Origin of the sequence: Nocardia sp. NPDC006044 (assembly GCF_042871115.1) — a bacterium.
Taxonomy (GTDB): Bacteria; Actinomycetota; Actinomycetes; order Mycobacteriales; family Mycobacteriaceae; genus Nocardia.
In genome coordinates this window covers 2,665,765-2,677,711 of sequence record NZ_JBIAID010000001.1, presented here as the reverse complement: position 1 = coordinate 2,677,711, position 11,947 = coordinate 2,665,765, and the positions used below count along the sequence as shown (strand labels likewise).

Sequence of the window (11,947 nt, the reverse complement as noted above, 5' to 3'; positions counted from 1 at the left end):
CGAAGCTCAAAGAGAACGTGCTTTGTTCGCGAGGGTGGCCAGCGATTCGAGACCGTCGAGCACGGTCTGCTCGGCGACGCCGAAGTCGATGAGGCAGGCGATCTCGTCGGCGCCCGCCCGGTACAGGCTTTCGACCATCGGCAGCGCCGAATCCGGGGTGCCGAACAGGCCGTTGGTGCGGTAGTACCGTTCGAAGGCGAAGTCCAGCACCTTGTTTCGCGATCGGTCGTCCAGTCCGTCGAGCGCCTCCGCGCCGCGGCGCCACAGATCGACGGAGTCGGCGAGGTAGCGCTTGAACGGGCCCTGCACCGTCTGCCGCACCGCGGCATCGTCGTCACCGACGAACGTGTGCAGCATGACCGTGACCTTTCCGCCGTCGGCGTCGTGGCCGTGCCGGGCGCGCGCCTTGCGATAGGCGGTGATCTTGTCCGCCAGTTCGTCGACGCTCTGGAACAGCAAGGCGGTCAGCACATTCACGCCGAGTTCGCCGGCCATCTCGAAGCGCTCCACGCCGCCGCTGCACGTCACCCAGGCCGCCAGGTCCGGCTGGATCGGGGCGGGAAAGATGCGCACCGACCGCGATTCACCCACGCCGTTCGGCAGCTCGATCGGCGCACCCCGCCACAGCTGCTGGACGGTCCGCATGCCGGAACGCATGACCTCGACCCTGGTGCGGTAATTGTCTTGCGCCAGAACGAAATCGTCGGGATTCCAGCCCGTGGCGAACGCGATATCGACCCGGCCGTCGGACAGATTGTCGACCACCGACCAGTCCTCGGCGATCCGCACCGGGTTGTGCAGCGGCAACACCACGCTGCCCGCCCGGATCCGCACCCGCCGGGTGATGGCCGCCAGGGCCGCGCCGAGCACGGCGGGATTCGGGTACAGCCCGCCGAACGTGTGGAAATGCCGCTCCGGCAACCAGATCGAGGCGAAGTCGTGTGCGTCGGCGAAGCGGGCGCTGTCGAACAGCAGGCGGTAGCGCTGCGCACCGGTTTGCTGCGCGTCGCTGGCGAAGAAGAACAGGCTGAACTCGGGGCCCGCGCCGACCGGGCAGGACCGCGCGGTCGAGCCGGCGACCTGGGCACCGGGCTCGCTGTGTTCGGCGACCGCGTCGACCAGGTCGGCGACGCACATGCCGCCGTAGATGTCCTCGGCGGATATCTCGAGGCCGAATCGATCCTCGAGCATCGTCAGCAGTTCGGCGGCTTTGACCGAGTCGAGGCCGAGCGCGGTGAGCGGTGTTCGGGGGTCGACGGATTCGAGCCCTAGGCGCTGCCTCGCCCATTCCAGGAAAAATGCCGCGGTGTCGGCGTCGCCCTGCGGCTCGGTCATATGGCCCTCGATTCGGACTCGTTGGCGTACAGGTGGCGCAGGTGCGATCGGCGGATCTTGCCGCTGGTCGTCTTCAGCACCTTGCCCCGGTCCACGAAGATGACTCGGTGCAGAGCGACGGCGTGGTCGCGGCTGACCGCGGACCTGATCGACGCCTCCAGGGCGGCGACGCCGTCGTCCGCGATTTCGTCGTCGAGTTCTTGCACGACGATCAATCGCTCCTCGCCGTTGATTTCGGCCGACAACGCGGCGCAGCCGCCGCGGCGCAGACTCGGGTGCGTGGATTCGATGCTCCACTCGATATCTTGCGGGAACAGATTTCGCCCGTTGATGATCATGACTTCTTTGAGCCGTCCACAGACGAAGAGATGCTCATCGACCATGAAGCCGAGATCGCCGGTGCGCAGATAAGGTGTTCGGTCCTCCTCGGCGATCTCCGCCGCGAATGTTCCCGTGCTCTCCTCGGGTTTGTTCCAGTAGCCCGACGTGACGCTCGGCCCGGACAGCCAGATTTCGCCGACCCGTCCTGAATTCACCCGTCGACGTGTCTCCGGATCGATCAACGCCGCGGTCCCCGCGCCGACCCGCCCCAGATCGACCAGTTCCCGGCCGTTCGACTGTGCCACGACAAGGCCCTTTTCCAGGTCCTCGCTCGCGAACGAACTCGTGCGCAGGCCCGAGCCGACCGGTCCCCCACTCACATACAGCGTCGCCTCGGCGAGACCGTAGCCGGGAAAGAAGCTCGCCCGGCGGAATCCACTCACCTCGAACTTGTCGGCGAATTTGCGCAAGACGATCGGGTTCACCGGTTCGGCGCCGACGAACGCGACGTCCCATCGCGACAGATCCAGCTGCTCGGCCTCCGCGCGCGATACCCGTTCGGCACAGATTCCATAGGCCAGATTCGGGCCGCCCGCAGTGGTATTCGTGTTCTCCGATATCGCGCGCAACCAGATGAGCGGATCACGCAGGAAGGTCAGCGGCGACATGAGCGTCACCGGATAACCGACGAAAAGCGGCGAGAGAATTCCCAGGATCATGCCCATGTCGTGCGAGGGCGGCAGCCAATGGACGGCCGTGCTGTTCTCGGTGTGGCCGAAGGCGCGCCGCTGGCATTCGAGATTGTGCATGAGGTTGCGGTGGCGCACCACAACACCTTTCGGGCTGCCGGTGGAACCCGAGGTGTATTGCAGGTGCGCCACATCGTCGGCGGAAGGCAGCGGCGTGTCGAGCACCGGCCGGGAAGTACCGCCGTCGGTGGCGGCGCTGTCGATGATCTTGTCATCGGGCCAACCGAGCAGGTCATGGGCTATCGTCGCGGCCGACTGCGGCGCGATGACGGCCACCGCGCCACTGTCCCGCGCGATCGCCGTGACGGTTTCGGAATGTCGTTGCGAGGTCGGCACATAGAGGGGCACGGCGACCCGCCGGCTCAGCAGGCAGGCGAAGAACGCGTGCACCATGTCGAGGCTCGGCGGGCACAGCAGCAGAATTCGATCGCCCGGCGCGCTGATTTCCTGCAACCGGGTCGCCAAGCCGACCACCCGTCCGAGGAGGACCGCATAATCCTCGACTTCGCGGTTGCCGCGGCCGTCGAGAAACGTGTAGCCGACGCGTGTGGGTTGCGCCGCGGCGCGACTCATCAAGATGTCCGCCAGAGTCGACGGGCGCTCCGATAATTGTTCGTAACTCATCGACCTTCGACCTCCCAATTCAGCTATAGCCCCACTGGACGAACGACTTTCAGGTCTGCACAAGACGCCCGGCAGCGAGTCGGTCCCGCTCCGCGCGCTGCACATCTTTGCACAGATCCGAGGGACCGAGCGGCGCCCGAACTCCGGTCTGTCGACCGCCGTTCACACCCGGAACTGCGGCGACCCGTCGCGCGTTCACAGCACCAAGCGATTGCTTCTGAAACCGGGCGGCTACCGTTCCGACAATTGGTCTTTTGACCATATTCGGCGGCCCAGAACGCCGGTGCGACGTCCGACCGTCGCCGCCTCCGGCGTCGAAAGTCATTACCCCACTGGGGATCACCCGCTGCTCGCGCACTCGATTCCGATCGCTCGAATATTTCCGGAAACGTCTCGTCAGCGGCACGATAGGACGGCAAAGGGTAGCGAACTGATACGTGTCACTGTTCTCCTTCCAGAGTGCGGCGCGACGGCAGTGGTCGAGTGTTCCTCCTAGTTCGTCGCCGCGAGTGTCGCGGATGGGTCGAGGTTTATGCCGGGACCATAAAAGGCGCGTGGGGGCGTCGAGCAGGGACGAGCATTCACCGAATCAGCCGATATGCACACATCGGCGGAATCGAGCCGCCGCCTTGCGCGTGTCGGCAGTGCTGTTATTCGATTGTTGCCGAGGAGTCGGCCGTGATTGCATCGGCGATATCGCGAGATTCGAGGCGGATTATCACAATTCGCGACGTTCCAATGGATTTCGGACGCCGTGTCGCACGGGTGGATCGCCCATTCCTCCCCGGGTCGATTCGGGGCCAGGCGATGCCGCACCCGGTTCGCCCGGCGGAGTACCCGATCGGCGTGTGTGCACGTTCTGTGCATCCGGGGCCGCCCGGGATAGAGGTTCTCAGTGGACGCGCGCCGCTACATGGAGAAATCGGCGACGGCACGTTCATCGGACGGCTGTTCGTAGTCGATCTTTCGATACTCGATGCCTACCTGCCGTATAGCGAGATAGGACAACAACATTGAGTGAGCAGAATCGGGTGACGGTTGCCGAGGGGTTTGTTCCGGTGATCGATCTGTCGTCCAGGGACAGTGACTCGGGGCGGCGGCGTATCGCCGAGGCGATCGGAGCGGCCTGTGCGGGTTCGGGGTTCTTCACCGTGGTCGGGCATGGGGTGCCGGCGGAGCTCATCGAGCGGATGTGTGTGACGAATCGGGAGTTCTTCTCGCTGCCCGACGCGGTGAAAGATGTTGTCGCGCATCGGCCCGGAGTGTCGGGGTTTCGGCGGATGGCGGGATCTACAGCGCACAGTCTGGACAAGCGGACGCCGCCGGATCTCTGCGAGGTCTTTTCGGCGCACGTAACCGGGGACCTCAGTGACCAGGCGCGTGCCGGTCTCGGGAAGCATTGGGCCTCATGGAAGTTGGCCAATGCCTGGCCTGATACGCCGGCGGACTTCGCGGACATCTGGCGCGCGTACATGGCGGCGCTGACGCGGTTGGCCGGTGATCTCATGCGGCTGTTCGCGCTTGCGTTGGAGCTGGACGAGCACTTCTTCGACGGCATCTTCGACCGGCATGTCTCCTCGGTGGCCGTCAACTACTACTTCCCGCAGCGCGAGGCGCCGCTGCCGGGCCAACTGCGCCGCGGCGAGCACACCGACTGGGGCAGCCTGACCATCCTCTTTCAGGACACCGACGTCGGCGGGCTCCAGGTCCGACACGGGACCGGCGAATGGCGGGACGTCCCAACCATTCCCGGCGGATTCATCGTCAATATCGGCGATCTGATGTCCCTGTGGACCGCGGGCCGATGGGTCTCCACCCTGCACCGAGTGATCAATCCCGAACGCGGCAACAGCTCGTCCCGCCTATCGATCCCGTTCTTCTACCTTCCCAACCACGACACACCTATCGACCCCATCGGCTCCTTCACCGGCGGCGACGCGCGGCAACACTACGGTGCGACCACCGCCGGCGAATGGATCTCCCGAAAGATGCAGAAAACCTTTGCCGCCGACCCACACGACTACCAGGCGGCCGACTGACCTACCGGCGCTCCCAGGAGCACTGCCGCGTCCCGCTCGGCGGACGAATGGTCTTGCAGGCCACGCGGTCGACTATCGGTAGGCGCTCAGGCGAGGAACTTGGCGAGGTCGTCGAGGACGCGCATGGCGCCGATCGGGCCGAGGCCGAGGAACCAGACCTCGTCGTCGACGGCGATGGCGTGGCCGGCTTTGACCGCGCTGGAGTTGCGCCAGATCGGGCCGGCGGTAACGGCCTTCTGGTCCGGGGAGACCTCGGCGCCGTAGCTGGAGTAGAAGATCCAGTCGGCGGCGGCCTGGTCGATGTTTTCCTTCGAGACCTCTACCGCCAGTTCGTTGACGTTCTGATTCGCCGGGCGCGGCAGGCCGACGTCGGCGAGGATGACGCCGATGAAGGATTTGTTGGCGTAGAGGCGGATGTTGCCGCTCATGAAGCGGACGAGTGAAATCGTCGGCGCGGCAGGCAGTTTGGCCTTCACCTGATTCGCCTTGGTCTGGTAGTCGTTGAGCAGCTTGGTGGCTTGTTCTTCCGCGCCGAGGGCGGCGCCGACCAGCAAGAAGTTCTCCTTCCACGGGAAGCCGGGGCGGATGGAGAATACGGTCGGCGCGATGGCGGACAGCTGCGGGTACAGGTCGTTGACGCGCAACTTGCTGCCCAGGATCAGGTCCGGCTTCAGCGCGGCGATCTTCTCCAGGTCGAGGGTGTTGGTCGGACCGACGGTGGCGATGTTCTGCACCCGGTCGGCCAGATACGACGGCACTCCCTGCTGGCCGGCGGTGGTGGCCATGCCGACTGGCGTAACGCCAAGGGCGAGAACGTCATCCAGCTCGCCGGAGTCGAGAACGACTACCCGCGTTGGCTTCTTCTCGATCCGGGTCTGTCCCATGGCCTGGGTGACCGTGCGCGGGAACACCCCGGGTCCGACGTCGGCCTTGAGTTTGGCGGTCTCGGTGTCGGCGGTGGCGAACATCGCGCCGCCGGTGGCGACATTCTTGTCGCCGTGGCCGGTGTCGCCCGCGCCCGCGGGGGTGGTGGCGGGATCGGACCCGCATGCGGTGAGCAGCGCGACGGCCGCCACGGCGACCACCGCCTTCGTCCATCGGACCATTGTGTGATTCCTTTCCTAGGACCGGGTGGCGGGCACGGCGGCCCGGCCGATGCGATGCCGTCCGATCGGAACGACCATCGGGGTGCCGGACACGGGGTCCGGGATGATCCGGGACGGCAGGCCGAAGACGTCTTCGACCAATTCCGCGGTGAGCACGTCCGCGGGTGCGCCCTCGCACGCGATGTCGCCGGCCTTCATGGCGATGAGGTGATCGCCGTAGCGGGCGGCCAGGTTGAGGTCGTGCATCACGATCACCACGGTGGTGCCGTCGACCTTGTTGAGGTCCGCGAGCAGGTCGAGCACCTCTACCTGGTGGGCGATGTCGAGGAAGGTGGTCGGCTCGTCGAGCAGCATGATCGGGGTGCGCTGGGCCAGCGCCATGGCGATCCACACCCGCTGGCGCTGGCCGCCGGAGAGTTCGTCGACCGAGCGCGAGGCCAGCTCGACGGTGTCGGTGACTTGCAACGCGCGCGCGACCGCGGCGTCGTCCTCGGGCGTCCATCGGCGGAACATGCCCTGATGCGGGTAGCGACCGCGACCGACCAGGTCCGCCACCGTGATGCCCTCGGGCGCGACCGGGGACTGCGGCAGCAGGCCGAGCACGCGAGCGACGTCCTTGCTGCGCTGCGCGGAGATCTGCTCGTCGCCCAGATAGACCGCGCCCTGGATCGGTGCGAGCAACCGGGCCAATCCGCGCAGCAGAGTCGATTTTCCGCACGCGTTGGTGCCGACGATCATCGTCACCTTGCCCTCGGGGATGCGCACGGTGAGGTCGTTCACGATCGTCACCGGTCCATAGCCGAGCCGCAGGTGCTCGGTGCGCAGAGTTGGTGTCACGCTTTTCCTTTCAGACACGCACAGACCTCTCAGACTCGCCCGGCTCGGTTGGCCGCCGCGAGCAGCCACAGCAGATACGGCGCGCCGACCGCGCCGGTCACGACGCCGACCGGCAGCGCGGTGCCGAGCAGGTGCTGTGCGACGAAGTCGGCGACCAGCGTGACCAGCGCGCCGGTGAGCGCGGCCGGCACCAAGGCCGTGCGACCGCCGCCGGTCAACCGGGCGGCGATCGGGTTCGCGACGAAGGCGACGAACGCGATGGGACCGGCCACCGCGGTCGCGAAAGCCACACTGGCGGTGGCGATCAGCAGCAACAGCAGCCGCGTGTACTCCACCCGCAGGCCCAGCCCGGCCGCGACGTCGTCGCCGAGTTGCAGTCCGTTCAGCGCGGGGGCGAGCAGCGCGGCGGCCGGGATCAGCACCGCGAGCGCGAGCGCCAGCGGGATGACGTGGTGCCAGCTGCGGCCGTTGAGATTGCCGATCATCCAGACCAGCGCCTGCTGGGCGAGCGCGACGTCGGCCCAGGTCATGAGGTACGAGACGACGCTGGTCAACACCGCGCCGACGCCGACGCCGACCAGCACCAGACGAAACCCGTTCACCCCGCCGCGGTGCGCGAGGCGGTAGATCAGCGCGCCGGTGCCGACCGCGCCGGCGAACGCGGCCAGCGACAGCGCGGTGCCGGACAGTCCGAAGACGACCAGTGCGGCGACCGCGGCCGCGCTCGCGCCCTGGGAGACGCCGATCACGTCCGGGCTGGCCAGCGGGTTTCGGAGCAAGCGCTGAAACAGCGTGCCGCCGAGGCCGAACGCGACACCGACCAGTGTGGCCGCGACCGCGCGCGGCAACCGCAGCTGCCTGACCACGAACGCGTCCTGCCCGGTGCCGCCGCCGAACAGGATGCCCGGAATCTCGTTCAGCGGAACCGAATACGAGCCGACGGCAAGGCTCAGCGCGAACACCACAACCAGCGCCAAGAACAACCCGAGGGTCACCGCCCCGGCGCGCGTGGCGCCGCCACGCCGGGCGTGGGCGACGGCGGCCAGCGCGGCCGCGTCGACGGCACTCACGCCGCCACCAGCTTGCGTCGGCGCACGAGCACGACGAGCAGCGGCCCGCCGATGACGGCGGTCACCACACCGACCTGCACCTCGGCCGGGCGGGCGATGACGCGGCCGGCCACGTCGGCGGCCAGCAGCAGGATCGAGGCCAGCACGGCGGCGTAGGGCAGCAGCCAGCGGTGGTCGGGGCCGGTGATCAGCCGGGCGGCGTGCGGGATCATCAGGCCGACGAAGGCGATGGGTCCGGCGATGGCCGTGGCCGCACCGCACAGGATGACCACCGCGAGGGCGGCAACACCGCGGGCCAGCGGCACGTTCTGGCCCAGCGCGCGAGCCACGTCCGGGCCGAGCGCCAGCGCGTTCAACATGCGCGCCGACAGCGTCGCGAGCAGGATGCCGACCGCGAGGAACGGCAGCGCCTGCCCGACGGTCGGCAGGTCGCGCTCGGCGAGCGAACCCACCTGCCAGAAGCGGTACTGATCGAAAGTGGTGGTGTCGGTGAGCAACAATCCGCTGGTCACCGACTGCAACGCGGCGGTCACCGCGGCGCCGGCGAGCGCGAGTTTCATCGGCGTGGCGCCGTCCCGGCCGAGCGAACTGACCAGATACACGACGCCGCCCGCGACCGCGGCGCCGGCGAAGCCGAACCACACGTAGCCGGTCACCGAACTCAGGCCGAGCACGCTGATCCCGAGCACGACGAACAACGCCGCGCCCGCGTTCACCCCGAGCAGGCCGGGATCGGCGAGCGGGTTTCGGGTCGCGCCCTGGATGATCGAGCCGGCCAGGCCCAGCGCGGTGCCGACCAGGACTCCGATCACGGTGCGCGGCAGGCGCAGATCGCGCACCACGGCGTGGTCCACGTCGGCCGGGTTGTAGTGGAACAACGCGTCGAGCACGGTGCTGAACGTCAACGCGCGCGAGCCGATGGCGATGCTCAGCAGCACGGTCAACCCGAGCAGCGCTAACAGCAGCGCCAGCCCCAGTGCGAGCGGGAGCGTCCTGGTGCGGGCGCGATCCATGTTGTCGATTACCTTCGGTTGCAGACTATACGGTTTGCCTACCCTAATTCATGAGTGGTGGGATGTTTGAGCCGCCGGTGGGCAGCACCGCCGCGGCGCGGCGCGGCAAAAACCAAGAAAGCCGAAACCCTCTGCATCACAGAGGATTTCGGCACTTGTCTGCCCGTAGCAGTCGGCGCTACTTCCCGGTGCCCTCCATGATGTGCTTCAGCTTGTCGGTCTCCTGCGTCTGCTGTTCCTGCTGGAGCGCGAAGCTGGTGGAAGCGGTGTGCAGTGCGTTTCCGATCTGCTCGGCCACCGGCTTGGCCTCGTTGAGGCGCTTCTGGATGAATTCCGCGGCGGCGGTGTAGGCGTCCCACATCCCGAAGAACAGGGGTCCGAACTGCACTACCGTGTACTTCAACGGGTCGATCTCTCCGGCGGTCTGGCCCAACTCCGGCGCCACCTCGGTCAGCCAGACCTTGGAGACCTGCTCCAGGAGATCGACGTCGACCTTTAGCTCTCTGGTCATAGATGATCACTCCACACGGTGTCGTTGCTCATTGAGATCCACGCGGACATCAATTCGGGTTCACGATCTTCCAGATCGCCAGCTCGGCTTCCGTGGACGAAGTGCCGTCCCACGGGTGGTCCTGGAAACTCTCATCGGTCAGCAGCGTGCGGTACTTCGGCTTTGCCGCACCCTGGTTGGTGATGTCCACCACCGCCGTCCGCGACCCGATCTCGGTGTGCTTCAGCAGATGGGCGACATCGGTGGCCACCGGGCGCAAATCATCCGGACTCGTCGACCCGGCGGCATCGAAATCGACGGTCACCGAGATCATGCCCGGCTTGTCGCGCATATCGACCGTGTCGACCATGAACAAGCAGGTTCCGGCCGGAAGTCGCAGCTTCGCGAGCTCCACGGTCAAGAATTTCTCGTCCGCGTTCTGAGCGGGCGACGACGGCCCGTTCGCACACGCTCCGGCGCTGGCCGCCGCCCCGGCCGACGAGCTCGGCGTCGCCGTCGGTGTCACGAATTCGCCTGACCCACAAGCGGATACCACGGCTACAGCGGAGATGCCCGCCGCGACGGCCAGGCTCCTCGAAGCCGAACCGAAGCGCACAGCGTGCCGGGCCGCGCGGCGCTGCGAGGACCTCACTTCTCCTTGTCCTCTCCGTCTTGATGCCAATCGTCGCCCTTGTCGTCGAACAGATCGGTCGCACCGGAGGGCCACGTCACCGCGCCCGATTTGGCGACATCGAACCCGGATGGAGCTCGGATCAGGTTTTTGAGATCGTTACTCGCGACGTAGACCTTGCTCTGTACCTTGACGAAGTCGGTGAGCGCCTGGGCGACGAGTTCGACGGCCGCCACGATGGCGGAATTCAAATTATTGATGGTCCAGATCGAAGCGACGCCGGCCGTCGCGCCCGTTTCCTCGACGAACGTCGCGACGTTGGCGATAATCGTAGCCAGCTTGTTGGTGATGTTGTAGTAGAGATTCTGCCCCTCCTCGGCGACCGTGATCAGCCGGTCGTGAATGGTGGTGCACATATTGTCGATGGTGGTCATGGCCGCCTGCTGGCTTTCCTTCGTCGTCTTGAACGACTTGTAGGCGCTACCGTCCCATCGGCCTTCCATGTTCAACTCGCGGCGGCCTTGCATGCCGATGCAGCCGCGGACCTCGGCGCCTATCCATTGCCATTTGGCCGCGTAGTCCAGGAACAGCCAGGGGGCGAACATCCCCTCGACGGCCTGTTTGAGCTTCTCGAACAGGTCGGCAAGGGTGTCTTGGATATCGTCCCGGACGTCGCTCACCTTGAGGTATACCAGAGGTGCGATGTACTTGAGCTTGTCGACCGCATCGTTGATTTTGTCCGGCGTCTTCTTGACGTCCTCGACCGCGCGCGAGAAATCATCCCTGACCTGAGCCAGCGTCTTTTCCGATAATTCGACCATCGATCCCGAATTTCCGTTCTTACATCATGTCCGATTGACCCGCTACAACGTGCCGGCTAGCTGTATTCCATGAGGTACCGCTCGTGCGCCAGCACCCGTGCAGCCAATTCGCTGTCCGTCTCCTGGTCGAGATAGATATCGTGCACGGGCCGAGGCTTCCGCGCGCGTATCTGCGCACAGCACTCGAGAATGTCCTGCGCGACGAAATCGACCTCGATGCCCTCTACCCAGCCGGGATCGAGGCTGATCGAGATCAACTTGGACCACGTTGCGATGACGGTCAGCGCCGGTCTGCCGAATGCGTCGCGTCCCGGGCCATGTACTTCGAGCGGGGTTTCGAGGAACAGTTGGTCGTAAAGTCCTCGATAGTCTTCTATCGTGCGGGTCCTCAGCAATAACGGTGTGGCGTTACGTAGCGACGGTACGGTCGACGGCGGCAACGCTCCGGACTCGACCGTGCGCGCGGCCCACTCGTACATGCCATAGCGGTAGGCATCCACAATCGACTTACCGTACTGCGATGGATCGAACGCGGCCTTCCAGTTACGCCCCAGCTTGATATCGACAGGCAGGCGATCGGGGCCGACGGTCACGGAAACCAGCGATGACTTCGGCGGCGGAGTCAGGCCGAGGCTCGCCATCAGAGCGGTCGAGCTCGACGCGCCCGCCAGGTCTCGGGCGGTGGGAGCGGGGCGGCTGAATGACGGCGTGGGCGCACTCGGCGCGGACGCTACGGGCGGCGCTTTCGGGGCCGACCGAAGCGGTTCCTCGTCCCAGTATTCGTCGGGGTCGTCATAGTGGTTGTAGAACCCCCCGCTCATCGCCGCGCCTGTCCGTGGCTGGTTGCCTGCGAGGCAGGCAGCGTCGGAACACCCGGAATCAACATCAACCCCCAAGTCATGTCAGTCGCC

11 protein-coding genes are annotated in these 11,947 nt (G+C 66.2%); 1 reads left to right on the top strand and 10 read right to left on the bottom strand.

Translation table 11 applies throughout. The annotated features are described in order from the left end of the window. Positions 1-6 precede the first annotated feature (6 nt). Both ACFYO1_RS12530 and ACFYO1_RS12525 read right to left on the bottom strand, forming a co-directional pair. Positions 7-1,335 (bottom strand): MupA/Atu3671 family FMN-dependent luciferase-like monooxygenase, encoded by a 1,329-nt coding sequence (locus ACFYO1_RS12530; RefSeq protein ID WP_387229928.1) that lies wholly within the window; start codon positions 1,333-1,335, stop codon positions 7-9. Continuing rightward, complete coding sequence (locus ACFYO1_RS12525) at positions 1,332-2,978, bottom strand: fatty acyl-AMP ligase (RefSeq protein ID WP_387229925.1); 1,647 nt, start codon at positions 2,976-2,978, stop codon at positions 1,332-1,334. The genes ACFYO1_RS12530 and ACFYO1_RS12525 overlap by 4 nt, the downstream gene beginning before the upstream one ends. A 1,064-nt stretch (positions 2,979-4,042) precedes the next feature. Between ACFYO1_RS12525 and ACFYO1_RS12520 the strand changes: the two genes are divergently transcribed. After that, complete coding sequence (locus ACFYO1_RS12520; RefSeq protein WP_387229923.1) at positions 4,043-5,068, top strand: isopenicillin N synthase family dioxygenase; 1,026 nt, start codon at positions 4,043-4,045, stop codon at positions 5,066-5,068. Between the two features lie 86 nt (positions 5,069-5,154). On the opposite strand, the gene ACFYO1_RS12515 is transcribed toward ACFYO1_RS12520, so the two are convergent. The 8 genes from ACFYO1_RS12515 to ACFYO1_RS12480 all read right to left on the bottom strand — a co-directional run bounded on the left by ACFYO1_RS12515 (position 5,155) and on the right by ACFYO1_RS12480 (position 11,857). Continuing rightward, the gene (locus tag ACFYO1_RS12515) at positions 5,155-6,174 is read right to left on the bottom strand and encodes an ABC transporter substrate-binding protein (RefSeq protein WP_387229921.1); all 1,020 of its coding nucleotides are present in this window, start codon (positions 6,172-6,174) and stop codon (positions 5,155-5,157) included. Positions 6,175-6,189: 15 nt separating this feature from the next. Beyond that, positions 6,190-7,011, bottom strand: a complete 822-nt coding sequence (locus ACFYO1_RS12510) for an ABC transporter ATP-binding protein (RefSeq protein ID WP_387229919.1) — start codon at positions 7,009-7,011, stop codon at positions 6,190-6,192. Positions 7,012-7,040: 29 nt separating this feature from the next. Further along, positions 7,041-8,081 carry a FecCD family ABC transporter permease gene (locus tag ACFYO1_RS12505; protein WP_387229917.1) on the bottom strand — a complete coding sequence of 347 codons (1,041 nt, stop codon included), beginning with the start codon at positions 8,079-8,081 and terminating at the stop codon, positions 7,041-7,043. Next, positions 8,078-9,094, bottom strand: a complete 1,017-nt coding sequence (locus ACFYO1_RS12500; RefSeq protein ID WP_387229915.1) for a FecCD family ABC transporter permease — start codon at positions 9,092-9,094, stop codon at positions 8,078-8,080. The genes ACFYO1_RS12505 and ACFYO1_RS12500 overlap by 4 nt, the downstream gene beginning before the upstream one ends. Before the next feature lie 178 nt (positions 9,095-9,272). Beyond that, positions 9,273-9,605, bottom strand: a complete 333-nt coding sequence (locus ACFYO1_RS12495; RefSeq protein WP_387229913.1) for a hypothetical protein — start codon at positions 9,603-9,605, stop codon at positions 9,273-9,275. A gap of 49 nt (positions 9,606-9,654) precedes the next feature. Continuing rightward, positions 9,655-10,005: a hypothetical protein gene (locus tag ACFYO1_RS12490; RefSeq protein WP_387229911.1), complete on the bottom strand. Its 351-nt coding sequence runs from the start codon at positions 10,003-10,005 to the stop codon at positions 9,655-9,657. Positions 10,006-10,232: 227 nt separating this feature from the next. Continuing rightward, a complete protein-coding gene (locus ACFYO1_RS12485; protein ID WP_378720674.1) occupies positions 10,233-11,036 on the bottom strand; it encodes a hypothetical protein in 804 nt (267 codons plus the stop codon). A 56-nt stretch (positions 11,037-11,092) separates the two neighbouring features. Next, positions 11,093-11,857, bottom strand: a complete 765-nt coding sequence (locus ACFYO1_RS12480) for a hypothetical protein (RefSeq protein ID WP_387229909.1) — start codon at positions 11,855-11,857, stop codon at positions 11,093-11,095. Positions 11,858-11,947 lie beyond the last annotated feature (90 nt).

Excerpts from the sequence above, each read along its gene's own strand:
- ACFYO1_RS12525 (WP_387229925.1), bottom strand. The coding sequence starts at position 2,978 with ATGAGTCGCGCCGCGGCGCAACCCACACGCGTCGGCTACACGTTTCTC.
- ACFYO1_RS12530 (WP_387229928.1), bottom strand. The coding sequence starts at position 1,335 with ATGACCGAGCCGCAGGGCGACGCCGACACCGCGGCATTTTTCCTGGAA.
- ACFYO1_RS12495 (WP_387229913.1), bottom strand. The coding sequence starts at position 9,605 with ATGACCAGAGAGCTAAAGGTCGACGTCGATCTCCTGGAGCAGGTCTCC.
- ACFYO1_RS12515 (WP_387229921.1), bottom strand. The coding sequence starts at position 6,174 with ATGGTCCGATGGACGAAGGCGGTGGTCGCCGTGGCGGCCGTCGCGCTG.
- ACFYO1_RS12480 (WP_387229909.1), bottom strand. The coding sequence starts at position 11,857 with ATGAGCGGGGGGTTCTACAACCACTATGACGACCCCGACGAATACTGG.
- ACFYO1_RS12500 (WP_387229915.1), bottom strand. The coding sequence starts at position 9,094 with ATGGATCGCGCCCGCACCAGGACGCTCCCGCTCGCACTGGGGCTGGCG.
- ACFYO1_RS12485 (WP_378720674.1), bottom strand. The coding sequence starts at position 11,036 with ATGGTCGAATTATCGGAAAAGACGCTGGCTCAGGTCAGGGATGATTTC.